The sequence below is a fragment of the Paraburkholderia oxyphila NBRC 105797 genome, assembly GCF_000685075.1.
GTDB lineage: Bacteria > Pseudomonadota > Gammaproteobacteria > Burkholderiales > Burkholderiaceae > Paraburkholderia > Paraburkholderia oxyphila.
Window position 1 is genome coordinate 117754 of record NZ_BAYD01000009.1, and the last position, 16706, is coordinate 134459.

Annotated in this window: 13 protein-coding genes; 11 read left to right on the forward strand and 2 right to left on the reverse strand. The window is 67.2% G+C overall.

The window, feature by feature from the left end:
* Positions 1–186 precede the first annotated feature (186 nt).
* A complete protein-coding gene (locus BO1_RS08560) occupies positions 187–885 on the forward strand; it encodes a dienelactone hydrolase family protein (protein WP_028217211.1) in 699 nt (232 codons plus the stop codon).
* A 239-nt stretch (positions 886–1124) separates the two neighbouring features.
* Positions 1125–2639: an amidase gene (locus BO1_RS08565; RefSeq protein WP_028217212.1), complete on the forward strand. Its 1515-nt coding sequence runs from the start codon at positions 1125–1127 to the stop codon at positions 2637–2639.
* 76 nt (positions 2640–2715) lie between these two features.
* On the opposite strand, the gene BO1_RS08570 is transcribed toward BO1_RS08565, so the two are convergent.
* Together BO1_RS08570 and BO1_RS08575 are read right to left on the reverse strand one after the other, a co-directional pair.
* Complete coding sequence (locus tag BO1_RS08570; RefSeq protein ID WP_028217213.1) at positions 2716–3027, reverse strand: high-potential iron-sulfur protein; 312 nt, start codon at positions 3025–3027, stop codon at positions 2716–2718.
* A 276-nt stretch (positions 3028–3303) separates the two neighbouring features.
* Positions 3304–4410 (reverse strand): NAD(P)/FAD-dependent oxidoreductase, encoded by a 1107-nt coding sequence (locus BO1_RS08575; protein WP_028217214.1) that lies wholly within the window; start codon positions 4408–4410, stop codon positions 3304–3306.
* A 1070-nt stretch (positions 4411–5480) separates the two neighbouring features.
* Between BO1_RS08575 and BO1_RS50175 the strand changes: the two genes are divergently transcribed.
* From BO1_RS50175 to BO1_RS08620, 9 genes are all read left to right on the forward strand, one after another.
* The gene (locus BO1_RS50175; RefSeq protein ID WP_407669922.1) at positions 5481–5981 is read left to right on the forward strand and encodes a hypothetical protein; all 501 of its coding nucleotides are present in this window, start codon (positions 5481–5483) and stop codon (positions 5979–5981) included.
* Between the two features lie 80 nt (positions 5982–6061).
* On the forward strand, positions 6062–6865 hold the full coding sequence (locus BO1_RS08585; RefSeq protein ID WP_028217215.1) for an endonuclease/exonuclease/phosphatase family protein: 804 nt from the start codon (positions 6062–6064) through the stop codon (positions 6863–6865).
* A gap of 257 nt (positions 6866–7122) precedes the next feature.
* A complete protein-coding gene (locus tag BO1_RS08590; RefSeq protein WP_028217216.1) occupies positions 7123–7812 on the forward strand; it encodes a LysE family translocator in 690 nt (229 codons plus the stop codon).
* Positions 7813–8445: 633 nt separating this feature from the next.
* Entirely contained in the window at positions 8446–9216 is a 771-nt protein-coding gene (locus BO1_RS08595) for a ferredoxin--NADP reductase (RefSeq protein ID WP_028217217.1), read from the forward strand.
* Positions 9217–9638: 422 nt separating this feature from the next.
* Positions 9639–10739, forward strand: a complete 1101-nt coding sequence (locus tag BO1_RS50180) for a sensor histidine kinase (RefSeq protein WP_043284171.1) — start codon at positions 9639–9641, stop codon at positions 10737–10739.
* Positions 10736–11392 carry a response regulator transcription factor RqpR gene (gene rqpR / locus BO1_RS08605; RefSeq protein ID WP_028217218.1) on the forward strand — a complete coding sequence of 219 codons (657 nt, stop codon included), beginning with the start codon at positions 10736–10738 and terminating at the stop codon, positions 11390–11392. The genes BO1_RS50180 and rqpR overlap by 4 nt, the downstream gene beginning before the upstream one ends.
* Positions 11393–11786: 394 nt before the next feature.
* Positions 11787–13193 carry an amino acid permease gene (locus BO1_RS08610; RefSeq protein WP_028217219.1) on the forward strand — a complete coding sequence of 469 codons (1407 nt, stop codon included), beginning with the start codon at positions 11787–11789 and terminating at the stop codon, positions 13191–13193.
* A 577-nt stretch (positions 13194–13770) separates the two neighbouring features.
* On the forward strand, positions 13771–14289 hold the full coding sequence (locus tag BO1_RS08615) for a (2Fe-2S)-binding protein (protein WP_028217220.1): 519 nt from the start codon (positions 13771–13773) through the stop codon (positions 14287–14289).
* 13 nt (positions 14290–14302) lie between these two features.
* Positions 14303–16699, forward strand: a complete 2397-nt coding sequence (locus BO1_RS08620; RefSeq protein ID WP_028217221.1) for a xanthine dehydrogenase family protein molybdopterin-binding subunit — start codon at positions 14303–14305, stop codon at positions 16697–16699.
* Positions 16700–16706 lie beyond the last annotated feature (7 nt).

The window sequence follows — 16706 nt, forward strand, 5'->3', positions numbered from 1 at the left end:
AGCCGGAGATCGCACCGAGCGCGACACCGTGCCGACTTTAGCGAAACCCGCCGCGCCCGAAAAATGAATAATCGAGATCGTTACGATTCGCTTGCGAGAACGAGGCGCGCTGCAGGCTCGGCGCTGGCGTGGCAAACTGGCTCCCCGTTTTGCTGCACCACCCCATTCGCGTAGAAGGAGAGCAACGTGAGCGTATCGACCAAGTGGATCGACATCCCCGCCGGCAAGGACAGCTTCGGCGCGTATCTCGCCCTGCCCAAGGGCGGCAAGGGCCCTGGCATCGTCATCATTCAGGAAATCTTCGGCGTGAACGGCCACATTCGCGATGTGGTCGAGCAATACGCGCTCGACGGCTACGTGGCCATCGCCCCCGACATCTTCTGGCGCACCGCGCCGCGCGTCGAGCTCGACTACACCGGCGCGGACCGCGAGCGCGGCATCGAGCTGATGAAGAAGACCGACCTGAACCTCGTCGTCGAAGACATCGCGGCAACGGCCGCCACGCTGCGCAAGCTGCCCGAGTGCACCGGCAAGGTCGCCGCCATCGGCTACTGCCTCGGCGGCCGCCTCGCGTATCTGGCCGCGGCGAGCGGCTCGGTCGACGCGGCGGTCTCGTACTACGGCGGCGGCATCCAGACGCAGCTCGATCTCGCCGACAAGATCAAGCAGCCGATGCTGTTCCACTACGGCGAGCTCGATCACGGCATTCCGCTCGACGCGGTGGGCCAGGTGAAGGAGCGCTTCGCCGGCCGCGACAACGCCGAATTCCATATCTACCCTGGCGCCGATCACGGCTTCAACTGCTCGGTGCGCGCGTCGTACAACCAGAATGCGTCGGCGCTCGCGCACGGCCGCACGCTGACGTTCCTGGCCGAAAACCTCTAAGCCACACGCCCGGCGCGCGCGGTATACGCGCAAGCGAGGCATGGCAAGCGGCCATTGCGGCAGAATTGCTGCAATGGCCGCTTGCGTTTCATGGTGCCTGAAGCCTTCATCGGCCGATTGACCGATTGACCGATTGACCGATTGACCGATTGACCGATTGACCGATTGACCGATCGACTGATCGACTGATCGACTGATCGGGCCGCCGAATCCAACGACGCCCCCAAGGAGTGCGCGCCTTGCAGTCCGACTATCTGGAATACGACGCCATCGGCCTTGCCGAACTCGTGCAGCGCCGCGAGGTGAGCGCGCGCGAATTGCTCGACACCGCGATCGCGCGCGCCGAGGCCGCCAATCCCGCGATCAATTCGATCGTGCTGAAGGACTATGACGCCGCGCGCAAGCGGGCGCTGCGCATCGAGGTGGGCGGCAACGGCTTCGACACGCTCGCGCAGGGGCCGCTCGCGGGCGTGCCGTTTCTCGTCAAGGATCTGGGCGCGGCGGTCGCGGGCCTGCGCATGACGTTCGGCAGCCGCCACTATCGCCATTACGTGCCGACGGCCGACGCGCCCGTGATCGAACGCTTTCGCGCTGCGGGCCTGAATCTGTTCGGCAAGACCAGCGCTTCGGAGCTCGGGCAGATGCCGTACACGGAGCCCGAGCTATTTGGCCCGTGCCGCAATCCGTGGAATCTCGACCACACGCCGGGCGGCTCGAGCGGCGGCGCGGCCGCCTCGGTCGCGGCCGGCATCGTGCCGCTCGCGCACGCCTCGGACGGCGGCGGCTCGATCCGCATTCCCGCGTCATGCTGCGGGCTCTTTGGCCTCAAGCCTTCGCGCGGCAATCAACCGCCTTCGGACGTGCCGCCGTCGCCGGGTGGATTGGGTGTCGATCTCGCCGTGTCGCGCAGCGTGCGTGACAGCGCGCTGGTGCTCGACCTGCTCGCCGGCGACCCGGCTCTCGCGCCGGGTGCGCCGGGCACCTTTCTCGCGGCGGCGCGCAAGCCGCTCGACGGCGGCAAGCCGCTCGCGGTCGCCTTCATCACCGAGCCGCTGTTCGCCGACACGCTCGCGCCCGACGTGCGCGAAGCGCTCGACGGCGCGGCCGCGCTGCTCGCCTCGCTCGGGCACAACGTGGAGCCAGTGAAGCTCGGCGTGGATTTCGCGGCGGCGCGCGAGGCGTTTCTGATGCTGTGGTCGGTGGTCGTCGAAAAATACGTGTTCGAGGCCGACTCGATCACGGGCAAGAAGCCGCGCCGCGAGGACTTCGAGATCTCCACCTGGGCGATGGCGCACGTCGGCCGCAAGCTCGGTGAGCGCGCCCTGCCCGCCGCGCTCGAGACGCAGCAGCGCATCACGGCGCAGATCGCCGACCTGATGACGCGTTTCGACGTGATCCTGTGCGCGACGTTGGCCACGGCGCCGGTGAAGATCGGCGAGCTCAAGCCCACGCCTTCGGAGCGCATGCAGATGCGCGCCGTCACCGCGATGCCGATGGATGCGCTAATGAGAAAACTGCTGACGGAAGCCGCGAACAAGGCCTTCGCGTGGGCGGGCTGCACCGAACTGTTCAATATGACGGGGCAGCCTTCGATGACGGTGCCGCTCGCGTGGAATGCGCGCGGCCTGCCGATTGGCGTGCAATTTGCGGCGCGTGAAGGCAACGATGCCTTGCTGTTGCGCCTCGCGGCCCAGCTCGAAGCGGCGCGCCCGTGGTTTGGACGGCGGCCGCCTCTGCTGATGGCGCGGGTCTAGGCAAGGCTTTGCGAAGCCGGTGCGCGCGCATCGATACGGCGCGCCCTGCTTCAAGCCTGCCTGACGACTCAGGCGATCAAGCCTTCTTGTTGTAGGCGCTGCACCAGCCCTTGCCCGCGACCTGCTTGCCGGGGAACATCGGGCAGGCGGCGTAGGCGTCGGTGGCCTTGCCTTGATAGAACGTGCAGTTGCTGCAATCCTGGCCAGCGGCGTACTTGGCGTACTTGGCCTTGTCGACCTTGGTGGCGTCGGCCTTGTAGCCGAGTGCCTGGGCGGTGGGATCGGTGTCGGCGACTTTCGGTGCATCGGCGAAGGCCTGGCGCGACAGCGCGACGGTTGCGGCAACGCCAACGCTCGTGATCAGAAAGCTGCGGCGGGACGATTTCATGAGCAGTACTCCAATATTGTGGGCACACCGTTCTGCCGACGGCGTGGCCAGAAGAATAACAACGAAGCCGCCGTGCGTGCGCCAGGAATTCCGGAGATAAGCGATTCGCATCCTGGAAACGATGCGCCCCCGAGCGGGGGTGCCGCCCGCGAGGCGGCGGGGCACGTACGAGGTGCCGAGGGTGCGGGGCCGGCAAAAAGCGGCGGCCGATCAGGTCGATCAGGTCGATCGGGCCGATCAGACCAATTAGACCAACAATCAGCCCAATCAGGCCCCTCAGGCGTGCCCGGAGACCTCGCAGACGCGCTGGGCGATGGCGAGCGACGCCGTGAGCCCCGGCGACTCGATGCCGAACAGATTCACGAGTCCGCGCACGCCGTGCGCCGCGCCGCCCTGGATCACGAAGTCGGCGGCGGGCTCGCCCGGGCCCGAGAGCTTGGGCCGGATGCCCGCATAGGCGGGCTGCAGCGCGCCGTCGGGCAAGCCTGGCCAGTAGCTGCGGATCTGCGCGTAGAAGGTTTCGGCGCGGCGTGGATCGACGTCGTAGTCGATCGCATCGATCCACTCCACGTCGGGACCGAAGCGCGCCTGGCCGCCGAGATCCAGCGTGAGATGCACGCCGAGCCCGGCTTCATTGGGCATCGGGTAGATGAGACGCGAAAACGGCACCCGCCCCGAGACGCTGAAGTAATTGCCGCGCGCGAGATAGAGCGGCGGGATATGGCGCGGGTCGAGCCCGCGGATGCGCTTGGCGATCCGCGTGGCATGCAGGCCGGCACTATTGATGAGGCAGGCCGCGCGAATTTCGGTGGGCGCTTCCCCGCCCGTCTTGATCACGAAGCCGTTCGCGCACGCGTCGACCGACTCGACCGGCGACTTCAGCGCGACCACGGCGCCGTCGCGCTCGGCATCGCCTTGCAAGGCCAGCATCAGCTGATGGCTGTCGACGATGCCCGTCTGCGGCGAGTACACCGCCGCCACGCAATCGAGCGCAGGCTCGAGCGCGAGGGCCTCCGTCTTGTTGATGCGCGTGAGGTCGAACACGCCGTTTTCCTTGCCGCGCACGCGAATCGCCTCGAGCTGCGCGACCTGGGCGGGCGTGGTGGCCACGAGCAGCTTGCCGCAGCGCGCATGCGAGACGTTGCGCGCCGCGCAGTACTCGTAGAGCATCTCGCGCCCGCGCACGCACAGCGTCGCCTTGAGCGAGCCGCGCGGGTAGTAGAGCCCCGCATGGATCACCTCGCTGTTGCGCGAGCTGGTGCTCGTGCCGATGGCATCGGCCGCCTCCAGCACGATCACCTCGCGCCCTCGCGCGGCCAACGCGCGCGCCACGGCCAGACCAACCACGCCCGCGCCGATCACCACACATTCGATCTGATCCATGTCCCTGCGTCCGCATCCGGCGAATGAGGCGGCGGCGCCTCACCGGCGCCGCCATGAGAAAAATTGTACGCCTCGTGCCGTGCCGGTTCGACTCGAATACTTGCCGGATATGCGGGCAAATCCACGCATCTCGCATACTCGCGTTAGCGAGCCCGTGCTGGCGCATGCCTTGGCTATCGATCGGCGGCTTCGATTAATTGGCGATCATCGTTGCGATAAAAATAACAATCTCTTCTTTCGAAGACCTCGAAATGCACCGTTGTTGCCTCTATATTACAAATAGCCACGCGCGGCCCCGTTGAAGCGGCGCCGCGCTGTCCCCATTTGAAATGGATGTCCGCGGTCCGGCGCTTGCGAACCCGGTATAGGATCGAAGGTCATAAGGAACCCGCCCCGCCGTTGCGAGCCCGCAGCATCGACTCGCACGGCACGCGTGCATGGAGCCTGCCGTTATGACGTTGTTAAAGAATTGCCTCGCCGCTGTGCTGTTCGCCGTCGCTGCCGCCGCATGCGTGAGCGCAAGCGCGCAGACGGAGACGCAGGGCGCGGTGCAGCCCGCGGTTCCCGCCTCGCAACCGAAGGTGCGCGCTGTTCCGGCCCCCTCCGCTGGAACCGCTCAGCAGCCAGCAGCCAAGCCAGCTCCCCACCCCGTTCACAAGCACCCCCATAAGCCCGCTCACAAGCCGGCTTATGAACCCGCTTACCAGCCCGCCTCCGAGCAGAACGCGCAGCCCGCCGTGCAGCCAGGCCCCATGGCGGAACCGCCTTTGCTGCCGGGACCGGCACCACAAACGAGCGTGCAGTCCGCACCGACGCCGCAACCAGCCGTGCAGCCTGCGCCCGCGCCACAACCCGCCGCGCAGTCCGCGGCTTCGCCACAACCGGCCGCGCAGCTCGCACCCGCGCCGCAACCGGGCGTGCAACCCGCGCCAGCGCCGCAGCCCGTCATGCAGAGCGCGCCCCAGCCGTCCACGCAGCCGTCCACGCAGCCGGCACCCGCACCGCAGCCGTATGCACAGCCAGTCACGGCACCCGTACCGGTAGCCGCACCCCAGCGCACCGCACAGCCAGTGCCAGTAACCGCGCCACAACCCACCGCACAGCCGGCGCCCGCACCGCAGCCCGCTGTGCAATCCGCCGAGCAACCCGTCGTCAACTGGACGCTGCAGATACTGCGGGACGGCCAGTTGATCGATACATTCGACGGCACGACCACGGTCGGCCAGGCGCGCACCGATACCCATCACAAGGTCGTTTCACACGATGTCGGCTGCAAGGACCAGCCCGCGGGCAGCATCGACCTGCAGCGCACCATCACCGTCTCGCCGTTGCGCGCGAACCCGACCGAGTCGATCCTGGCAATCGAAGCCCAGGAGACACTAGAAGGCGACGTCGCGCCGCAAACCCCGGAAGGCTGCAAGCTGCCGCCCACGCCGCGCCAGGTGCACGCGAGCCATCCGGGGCTCGTCGTGCCTGCCGGCCAGTGGGTCAACTGGCCCATCATCGACAAGAATCCCACGCTGCTCTACCGGGTGCGCGCAAGCCTCGCGCCGCCCTCCCAGCAGCCCTGACATACTGACCGGATGTGCCGACTCGAAACGCGATCCGCCATCCGCACGAAACTGTCGTAAGAACTCGTCGTAACAAGCGCATGCGAAATTTCGAACAACCCCTCATCGACGCGGTGCCGGCCAACACCCGGGACTTCGTTGCGGTGAGCTGGAACCTGCACAAGGGCCGCTCACCGCTTGGATTCCAGGCCTGGCAGGCGATGCGGCGCTGGGTGCAGTCCACCCACGCCGACGCCTGGTTCCTGCAAGAGGCGATGGCGCGGCGTCTGCCGCAGCCGGTGCTCTCCTCGACCTTCGGCGCCGAACTCGGCGACCCGCTCGAGGACGTCTGGCACTGCCAGGCCACCGAGATCGCCGACGCGCTCGAGTTGCAGATCGCACTCGGGCCGAACGTGTTCAAGCCTTCGTGGCGGCATGGCAATGCCATCCTCTCGCCGCATCCGCTCGATCTGGGCGGACGCTGGGACATCTCGGCGCACCGCTTCGAGCGGCGCGGCCTGCTGGTCGCGCGCGCCAGCGTGGCGGGCCAGTCGGTCACGCTGCTGTGCGCGCACCTCGCGCTCACGCGCAGCGCGCGCCTGCGGCAGATGAGCTGGATTGCGCACTGGATCGCCAAGGAGGCGCCGCAAGGGCCACTCGTGCTCGCGGGCGACTTCAACGACTGGCGCAACGACTCGGTGCCGCTGTTCGCGGAGCACGGCCTGCAGGAAGTGGCGACGCTGCTCGGCGAGCCGGCGCGCACGTTTCCGGCGTTCTCGCCCGCGCTCGCGCTCGACAAGATGTTCGTGCGCGGGCTACAGCCCGTCGAGCTGATCCAGCCCGCCCAGGAAACGGCCTGGCTCTCTGATCACCTGCCTTACATGGCGCGGCTGCGGCTCGAATGACGTGCCGGGGCGCGGCGCGCCCCACGATGCGCCACGACATGCAGCCGGCAGCGCCCCACGCAGCGCCAAGCGCCCCCCATGCGGCGCCACGACACCCAGCCGGCGGCCACCCCACGTGCAGCGCAAATTCCGCCAGCTCGCGCTGCCCGGCGCGGCGCGGTGCATCGCCTACCAAACACCCACGAGACGCCAACGCAATCACGCTAATATGTCGCGTTGCGCGCCCTCGGGGTGCGTCCTTCCCGCCCGGCTCCCCCATGCATCTCTTCGCCACGCTGCTTCAGATCGCCATCGTTTATTTGCTCGCGCTCGTGAGCCCTGGCCCGAACTTCTTCATGGTGACGCAGCTCTCGCTGGCCGGCAGGCGCGGCCTTGGCATCGCCTCGGCGTTCGGCGTGGGCACGGGTTCCACACTCTGGGCCGCGCTCGCGATGCTCGGCTTCGCCGCGGTGCTCCAGCATATCGAGTGGCTCTATCACGGCGTACGCGTCGCCGGCGCGCTCTATCTGCTCTGGTTCGGCATCAAGCTGCTGCGCTCGGGCGCGCGCCGGGACGCAAATTCGGTCGATGAACCCCACGCCGCCCATGCCACCGCAGCGAGCCGCAGCGCCGAAGGCGCCCCCGTCGCCCCACTGCCGCCGCCCGACCGGCGCGCCTGGCTGCGCACGTGGCGCGCGGGCTTTCTCACCTGCCTCACGAATCCGAAATCCTGCGTATTCTGGACCAGCGTGTTCGCGGCGATCTTTCCGGCGCATCCGCCGCTGTGGTTCTACGGCGCGGCGCTCACACTCGTCGCCGCGATGTCGTTTGGCTACCACTCGGGCCTCGCGCTCCTGTTCGCCGACCACCGCACACAACGCGGCTACAAGCGGCTGCGACGCCCCATCGACGCGTTCTGCGGCGCGGCGCTGATCGGCCTCGCCGCGAAGCTCGCCGCCGACCGCTGAGCGCTGACTGCCGACTGCTGACACCCGCGCGCAAATCGGCCGTAAAAACGCGGCGATACACCGCCGCCGCGCGCCGAATCTGCCCCCGCGAGCAGGGTCTCTGCTGCGGCCTGTCAGACCTTCCGGTATGATTTGGGCGAACATTCGAGCGGCATGCGTCGTATTCGAGCGCGTGCCGCCTGCGGCAAGCGCGCATGCCCTGACGGGCCAAACCAGCCCGTCCCAAGAGCGGTCGGACTCCCAGGCTTTCGCGCCTGCGCGCCGCATCCCGCCGAAGCCCGCTTTGTCGCGTCACGGCCTTTACGCATGGGCCGGGCAGGCGCCGACACAGCACCCTGCGACACCTCGCGTAGCGCAGGTCACCACGCTCGTTAGCCGCGGCGCAGCCCATGAGGCACGCTCGCGGTAAAATAATGGGCTGCGCCTCGTTCGCAATGGGACGGCTGGCAAGCTGGCAAAAAAGCGGGGCACGAAGCGGATGCAAAGCGCGGCGCGAGAACGCAGGGCGCACGCATGGGCAGCCGCCAAAACGCGCACGCCGCGCATCGTCAAACCGCGTCCGTCATGCAACGTCATGCGCGGCCGGAAGGAACGCCCCCGTCCGGCGGACCTTGTTTCGCATCATCAGGAACCATGAGCAAACACACCGAAGAAACCGTTCTGAGCGTCCACCACTGGACCGACACGCTTTTCAGCTTCACCTGCACGCGCGACCAGGCCCTGCGTTTCGACAACGGCCAGTTCACCATGGTCGGCCTCGAGGTCGAAGGCAAGCCGCTGATGCGCGCGTACTCGCTCGCGAGCGCGAACTATGAAGAGCATCTCGAGTTCCTGAGCATCAAGGTGCCGGACGGCCCGCTCACGTCGCGCCTGCAGCACCTGAAGGTGGGCGACAAGGTTCTGATCGGCAAGAAGCCCGTCGGCACGCTGGTGGCCGACAACCTGCTGCCCGGCAAGGTCCTGTGGCTGCTCTCGACCGGCACGGGCCTCGCGCCCTTCATGTCGATCATCAAGGACCCGGACATCTACGACCGTTACGAGAAGATCGTCCTCACGCACACCTGCCGTTTCGTCGATGAACTCGCGTACAAGGAATTCATCACCGAGGAGCTGCGCGAGCACGAGTACCTCGGCGAGATCGTCCGCGAGAAGCTCGTCTACTATCCGACCGTGACGCGCGAAGTGTTCGACAACCGCGGCCGCATTACCGAGCTCATCGATACCGGCAAGCTGTTCGAGGACCTCGACCTGCCCGGATTCACGCCCGAGCGCGACCGCATCATGCTGTGCGGCAGCACGCATATGCTGCGCGACACGGTCGCCCTGCTCGAAAAGGCCGGCCTCAAGGAAGGCAGCAACAATGAGCCGGGCCATTACGTCGTGGAAAAGGCCTTCGTTGGCTGAATCCAGCGGCATGCCCTGCACACAAAACCGGAGCCTCGCGCTCCGGTTTTTTTATTTGCCGACAGCCCGTCACTGCCGCACGTCAAAAAACCCCGCGCAACACCCATCTCGCGGTTACATTTTTCACAGACTTCGCGTAGCGTCCGTGTCAGCGTTTTTCCTACATAGATGCTCGCTGGGCAACTTCATACAATCTCTTAGCTTTCGCCGCTAAGTATTGTCCCGACTGAAGTTTTTCTTTTTTTCAGATATTATCGCGGCGCAACATGGGCCACATCAGAGCGCCCTGCAGGGTCAGAGTCCGGCTGTTACTGAATGTAAGTTTCGTTACGCTGCACCGTGCTCGGGATGACGCAAAGGCGTCGGTACGCAAGCAAGGGCAGAAAAGAACCGGTTCGTGGACGGTAAATAACGGGGGATGGATGGATACGTCGACTCGCGCCGCGTTTGATGCGGGCGTGCCTCGCGCTGATGCGCCAGGCACGCGTGCCGCCTGCGCGGTCGCCGGCCTGCCCCTGCTCGCCAACGCCGAAGGCGCACGCGTGGCGCTCGACGCCATCGCGCGCGTGCAGCGGCAGATTGTCGCATCCGGCACCGCCCGCGTTCACGCCGACGAAGCCGCGCGGCGCCGGCTCGCACGAGAGCTGCACGACAGTGTGGGCGCCGAACTGGCGGCCACGCGCTTCGCCCTGGCGAACGTCCACACCTGGCTGCCCGCCGACGCCCCGCCGCAATGCACGGAGGCGCTCGCGCTCGTCATGCACTCGCTGGATTGCGCCGGCGACGCCGTGCGCCGCGTGCTCGACGGGCTGTATGCGCCCGAGCTCGATGCGGGGCTCGCCGCCGCGCTCGCGAGCTGGACGCGCGGCTTTGCCTCGCGCACCGGGCTTGCCGCGCGCTTTACGAGTCGCTCGATACCCTCCTCAACGCCCCGTTCGACCACTGGCTCGCCAGCCGCCCCCCGCACCAGCGGATTCTCCCGCGACGATGAGGCGCGCCTCGCGCGCCTGCCCGCCGAGGCGGCGCTCGCGCTCTTTCGCGTCGCGCAGGAAGCACTCACTAACGTCGCACGCCACGCGCAGGCCACGCGGGTCGAGGTGTGCCTGACGAGTTCGCCGCGCGAGCTGATCGTGAGCGTAATCGACGATGGCGTGGGCCTCTCGCGTGAAGCCGCACGGCGCGCGAAGCGTCAGTGGGGACAAGCGGCACCGAACGGCGAGCGCAACGCGAATGGCCGCAGCGCCTATGGCATCGCCGGCATGCGCGAGCGCTGCGCCGCCTTCGGCGGCACGCTGCGCACCGCATCCGCTCGCGACGCCCTGTCCGCCAGCCAGAACCCCCGGGCCGACGAGCCTGCTTGCGACACGCCCATCGAAGCCACCAGCGACGCGCAAACCCGTCGCGCAGCCGCCGATCCAGCCCGTCCCGGCACGACCGTCGAGGCACGCTTCCTATGGGACGCGCTGCTCTCGCGCCCGTGCGCCGAGCCGGCTCCGAACCTCGTGAAAGGCGTCCGCTCATGACCCTGCGCATCCTGCTCGTCGACGATCACGCCGTGGTCCGCCAGGGCGTGCGCCAGCTGCTGCTCGATCGTGGCGTCGCGAGCGAAGTGATCGAGGCGCAAAGCGGCGCGGAAGCGCTCGCCGCCGTCGCGAAGCACGCCTGCGACGTGGCGCTGCTCGACATCTCGCTGCCCGACATGAGCGGGATCGAAGTGCTCAAGCGCGCGAAGAAAAAGGCGCCGCGCGTGCCGGTGCTGATGTTCTCGATGTATCGCGAAGACCAGTACGCCGTGCGCGCGCTGAAGGCCGGCGCGTCGGGCTATCTCTCGAAGACGGTGGACGCCGCGCAGATGACAGCAGCGATCCAGCAGGTCGCGAGCGGCCGCAAGTACGTGAGCCCGGCGATGGCCGAAGCGCTCGCCGAGTACGTACTCGTCGACGGCGAGCAGATGCCTCACGAAAAGCTCTCCGACCGCGAGTACCAGACGCTGTGCATGCTCGCCTCGGGCAAGCGTCTCACCGATATCGCGCACACGCTCTCGCTTTCGGTGAAGACGGTGAGCGTCTATCGCACGCGCCTGCTCGAAAAGATGAAGCTCACCAACAACGCCGAGCTCACCTTCTACGTGATGAGCAACCGGCTCGTCGATCTCGCGCCCGCGCCCGGGCTCTGAGTCCGCGCATCGCGCGACCACGGCGCTTCGTGGCGACCGTGCAAGCGGCCGGCCCGCGAGCGCTCCGACTATGGCCCACCGCACCGCATGCACTGCGCAAAGGACGCGTCACTAAGGCGCCTTCTCGCCATAAGCCGTTGATCCGGAGATGAATCGCGTCTTTTCGCACGGGTTCGTGCAAGGATTGCACACGCCTCTGCCCCTTTGCAGCGGAATCGACTGCCGCCGCGCGCCGAATCCGGCTCGCGCCCAACCCGGCTGGACCGGCTGCGCCGCCCCGATCCGCTAAAATTATGGGTTTCCCCGCCATACGGCACGAAAGGGCACGAGAGCGCGACTGCGTCCCTCACGTTTGCGTTGCCGCCCGCGCGTTTTACCAGGAGTCCCCCGCCAAATGTCCCTCTTTCGCAAGAAGAACGTCGAACACATGCTGCAGGCGAGCGCCCAGGGCGCCGGCCTGAAGAAGGCCCTCGGCGCACTGGACCTCACCTTTCTCGGCGTCGGCGCGATCATCGGCACCGGCATCTTCGTGCTGACCGGCACCGGCGCCGTGCAGGCCGGCCCCGCGCTGATGCTCTCGTTCCTCATCGCCGCCCTGGCCTGCTGCTTCGCCGCGCTCGCCTACGCCGAATTCGCCTCGACCATTCCCGTGGCGGGCTCGATCTACACCTACTCGTACGCCACGCTCGGCGAGCTGGTGGCGTGGATCATCGGCTGGGACCTGATGCTCGAGTACGGGCTCGCCACCTCGGCCGTTTCGGTAGGGTGGTCGGGCTATTTGCAGTCGCTGCTCTCCGGCTTCGGCATCGCGCTGCCCACGGCCCTCACGGCCGCGCCCGGCGCCGTGCCCGGCGCGTTCACGCTCTTCAACCTGCCCGCCTTCCTCGTGATGATGGTCATCACGGCGCTGCTCTCCATTGGCGTGCGCGAATCCACGCGCATCAATAACATCATGGTCGGGATCAAGGTCACGGTCGTGCTGCTCGTGATCGGCGTGGGCGCGTTCCACGTGACGCCCGCGAAATGGCATCCGTTCATGCCCCACGGCTGGAATGGCGTGTTCGGCGCCGCCGCCGTGATGTTCTTCGCGTTCATCGGCTTCGATTCGGTCTCCTCGGCGGCCGAAGAGGTCAAGGACCCCAAGCGCGACCTGCCCGTGGGCATCATCGCGTCGCTGATCGTCTGCGCGGTGCTGTATGTGGCCGTCGCGGCCGTCGTCACGGGCATCGTCCCCTGGCAGCAGTTCGCCGGCATCGCCCACCCCGTTTCGTACGCGCTGCAGGTGGCCGGCGAAAAGTGGGTCGCCGGTTTCATCGACCTTGGCGCCGTGCTCGGCATGCTCACCGTGATTCTCGTGATGAGCTACGGCCAGACCCGCATCATCTTCGCCATGTCGCGCGACGGCCTCTTGCCCGCGAAACTCTCGAAGGTGCATCCGCGCTATGCCACGCCGTTCTTCACCACCTGGCTCGTCGGCATCTTCTTTGGCCTGATCGGCGCGCTCGTGCCGCTGAACGTGCTCGCCGAGCTCATCAACATCGGCACGCTCGCCGCGTTCTCGATGGTCTCGATCGCCGTGCTCGTCCTGCGCCGCACGCACCCCGATCTGCCGCGCGCGTTCCGCTGCCCGGGCGTGCCGGTCGTGCCCATCCTCGCGGTGGCTTCGTGCCTGTTCCTGATGCTCAATCTCGCGTGGATCACGTGGGTCGCGTTCGTGGCGTGGCTGGTGATCGGCCTGTTGATCTACTTCCTCTACTCGCGCCATCATTCGCATCTCGGGCGTCATCCGCACGAGCACTGAGGCGTTCCCGCAAGGCGCGCTCGCCGCGCGCTTTTCTGTGCGCTTTTCCGTGCACTTTGCGGCACGCTTTTCTGCCCGCTTGACAGCACCTTACGCTGCACTGCAACGGCCCGCCCCGGTCTCCGGCGCGGGCCGTTTCGCATGCTGCGCGGCCGTCGAAATACGGCTAAAAACCGCTTAAAAATCGGGGATTAGCCCACGCAGCGCGAATCAGCAAAGTGTGCTTTACTGTTTGGGCATTGTTGTCGCGGCACCTCGCAATATCCAGGAAATACGCAGATTCGGGCATCGCTCAGGCAGCACCAGGTAGCACTCGGGCAACACCAGGCATCACCCAGGCATCACTGAACAAGCAAAGCACCAGCCGGACCCTCGTCCCCGTTTCCGTCCAGCCTGCCCGCCATCGCGCGCGGCAGACGCATCGCGCCAGCCGCGCGACGCACTCTGGGCGATAGACAGCAGGCGGCACAAGCGGGGCAATGGATGCATGCGGGCCCAGGCCGGTCCCTACCATCACTTTGCATGGGACCAGAGCACGACGCGCGACGCTCGAACTCTGGCACAGAGGAGACAGTCAATGGCGATCAGTCTCAGCCTGACGGTCAACGGCAAGCCCGTGACCGCCGAAGTCGAACCCCACACGCTTCTAGTCCAGTTCCTGCGCGAGCAGTTGCGCCTCACCGGCACGCACGTCGGCTGCGACACCGCGCAGTGCGGCGCGTGCACCGTCCACCTCAATGGCCGCGCGGTCAAGTCGTGCAACCAGCTCGCCGTGCAGTGCGAGGGCATGGACGTGACGACGATCGAAGGGCTCGCGGCCGCTTATGGGAACACCGGCGGAAACGGCGCGCTTCATCCCATGCAGGCGGCCTTCCGCGAATGCCACGGCTTGCAATGCGGCTTCTGCACACCGGGCATGGTGATGAGCGCTGCCGCGCTCGTCGCCGAAAAGCCGGGCCTCACCGAAGCCGACGTGCGCGCGGGCCTCGACGGCAATCTGTGCCGCTGTACGGGCTATCACAACATCGTGAAGGCCGTGCTCGCGGGCGCCGAAGGCATGGCTGCACCGGCCACGTCAGCCGCATCGGCAGCATAGGGGGAGACACGCCATGAACGCACCCGACTCCCAAACGCCGCGCATGATCGGCGCCTCGGTCAAGCGCAAGGAAGACTATCGCTTCCTCACCGGCGCGGGCCAGTACACCGACGACGTCGTCCTGCCCGCCCAGACCTATGCCGTGTTCGTGCGCTCGCCGCATGCGCATGCGCGCATCAAGAGCATCGACACCCACGCGGCCAAGGCCGCGGCCGGCGTGGTGGCCGTCTTCACCGGCGCGGACCTCGCCGCCGGGAACGTGGGCGGCCTGCCGTGCGGCTGGCTCATCCACAGCATCGACGGCACGCCCATGCACGAGCCGCCGCATCCCGTGATCGCGCACGAGAAGGCGCGTCACGTAGGCGACCAGGTCGCGCTCGTGATCGCCGAATCCCTGAAAGAAGCGAAGGACGCCGCCGAGCTCGTCGAAGTCGACTACGAGGAACTGCCCGCCACCGTCGATACCGCGCATGCCGCCGACGCGGGCCAGGCACTCGTGCACGACGGCGTGCCGAACAACACCTGCTACACATGGGGCCACGGCGACAAGGCCGCCACCGACGCCGCCTTCGCCACCGCAGCGCACGTCACGACACTCGACATCGTGAACAACCGGCTCATCCCGAACGCGATCGAGCCGCGCGCCGTCAACGCGAGCTACAGCCGCCACGACGACGGCTATACCGTCTACGTGGCGAACCAGAATCCGCACGTCGAGCGGCTGCTCATGGCCGCATTCGTGCTCGGGCTGCCGGAGACGAAGCTGCGCATCGTCGCGCCCGACGTGGGCGGCGGCTTCGGCTCGAAGATCTTTCTGTATGCCGAAGACGTAGCGCTCACCTGGGCCGCGAAGAAGACTGGCCGCCCGGTGAAGTGGACGGCCGAGCGCAGCGAGTCGTTCGTCTCCGACGCCCATGGCCGCGACCACGTGACGAAGGCCGAGCTCGCCCTCGACAAGGACGGCAAGTTCCTCGCCATGCGCGTGCACACCACGGCGAACATGGGCGCGTACCTCTCGACCTTTGCTTCGAGCGTGCCCACCATCCTCTACGCGACGCTGCTCGCGGGCCAGTACACCACGCCCGCGATCTATGCCGAGGTGAAGGCCGTGTTCACGAACACGGTGCCCGTGGATGCGTATCGCGGCGCGGGCCGCCCCGAGGCGACCTACGTGGTCGAGCGGCTCGTCGAGACCGCCGCGCGCGAGATGAACATCGACCCGGCCGAAATCCGCCGGCGCAACTTCATCACGAGCTTCCCCTACGCGACGCCCGTGGGCCTCACCTACGACACCGGCGATTACGAAGCCTGCCTCTCGCGCGCGCTCGAACTCGCCGACGTGCAGGGCTACCCGGCGCGGCGCGATGCGTCGAAGGCTCAAGGGAAGCTGCGCGGCCTCGGCCACTCGTGCTACATCGAGGCGTGCGGCCTCGCGCCATCGAATATCGCCGGGGCGCTCGGCGCGCGCGCGGGCCTCTTCGAAGCGGGCGAGATCCGTGTGAATCCCACCGGCTCGGTCACCGTCTTCACGGGCTCGCACAGCCACGGCCAGGGCCATGAAACGACCTTCGCGCAGGTGGTGTCCGAGCGCCTGGGCGTGCCCATCGAGCAGATCGAGATCGTGCACGGCGACACCGCACGCATTCCGTTCGGCATGGGCACCTATGGCTCACGCTCGATTGCGGTGGGCGGCTCGGCCATCATGAAGGCGCTCGACAAGATCGAGGCCAAGGCGAAGAAGATCGCCGCGCACATGCTCGAAGCGGGCGTGGAGGACATCGAGTTCGCCGATGGCGTGTTCCGCGTCGCGGGCACCGACCGCACCAAGACCTTCGCCGAAATCGCGCTCTCGGCCTATGTGCCGCACAACTATCCGCTCGAAACGCTCGAGCCCGGCCTCGACGAAAGCGCGTTCTACGACCCCACCAACTTCACCTACCCGGCGGGCGCCTATATCTGCGAGCTCGAAGTCGATCCCGACACCGGCGAGACGCGCATCGACCGCTTCACGGCCGTGGACGACTTCGGCAACGTCATCAATCCGATGATCGTCGAAGGCCAGGTGCACGGCGGGCTCGGCCAGGGCATCGGCCAGGCGCTGCTGGAGCAGTGCATCTACGACAAGGAGAGCGGCCAGTTGCTCTCGGGCTCGTACATGGACTACGCGATGCCGCACGCGTCCGACGTGCCGTCGTTCACGGTGGAGACCGCGAAAGGCACGCCGTGCACGCACAATCCGCTCGGCGTGAAGGGCTGCGGCGAGGCGGGCGCGATCGGCTCGCCGCCCGCCGTCATCAACGCGATCCTCGATGCGCTCGCACCACTCGGCGTGAAGGATCTGCAGATGCCGGCCACGCCGCATCGTGTCTGGCAGGCGATCCAGGCCGCCCAGTCATCCCAACAACCTTGAGCGGAGG

What these genes read in the sequence shown, in the direction of transcription:
- BO1_RS08590 (WP_028217216.1), top strand. Translation starts at nt 7,123, where the DNA reads ATGCATCTCTTCGCCACGCTGCTTCAGATCGCCATCGTTTATTTGCTC.
- BO1_RS08575 (WP_028217214.1), bottom strand. Translation starts at nt 4,410, where the DNA reads ATGGATCAGATCGAATGTGTGGTGATCGGCGCGGGCGTGGTTGGTCTG.
- BO1_RS08570 (WP_028217213.1), bottom strand. Translation starts at nt 3,027, where the DNA reads ATGAAATCGTCCCGCCGCAGCTTTCTGATCACGAGCGTTGGCGTTGCC.
- BO1_RS08585 (WP_028217215.1), top strand. Translation starts at nt 6,062, where the DNA reads ATGCGAAATTTCGAACAACCCCTCATCGACGCGGTGCCGGCCAACACC.
- BO1_RS50180 (WP_043284171.1), top strand. Translation starts at nt 9,639, where the DNA reads ATGGATACGTCGACTCGCGCCGCGTTTGATGCGGGCGTGCCTCGCGCT.
- BO1_RS08615 (WP_028217220.1), top strand. Translation starts at nt 13,771, where the DNA reads ATGGCGATCAGTCTCAGCCTGACGGTCAACGGCAAGCCCGTGACCGCC.
- BO1_RS08595 (WP_028217217.1), top strand. Translation starts at nt 8,446, where the DNA reads ATGAGCAAACACACCGAAGAAACCGTTCTGAGCGTCCACCACTGGACC.
- BO1_RS08610 (WP_028217219.1), top strand. Translation starts at nt 11,787, where the DNA reads ATGTCCCTCTTTCGCAAGAAGAACGTCGAACACATGCTGCAGGCGAGC.
- BO1_RS08620 (WP_028217221.1), top strand. Translation starts at nt 14,303, where the DNA reads ATGAACGCACCCGACTCCCAAACGCCGCGCATGATCGGCGCCTCGGTC.
- rqpR (WP_028217218.1), top strand. Translation starts at nt 10,736, where the DNA reads ATGACCCTGCGCATCCTGCTCGTCGACGATCACGCCGTGGTCCGCCAG.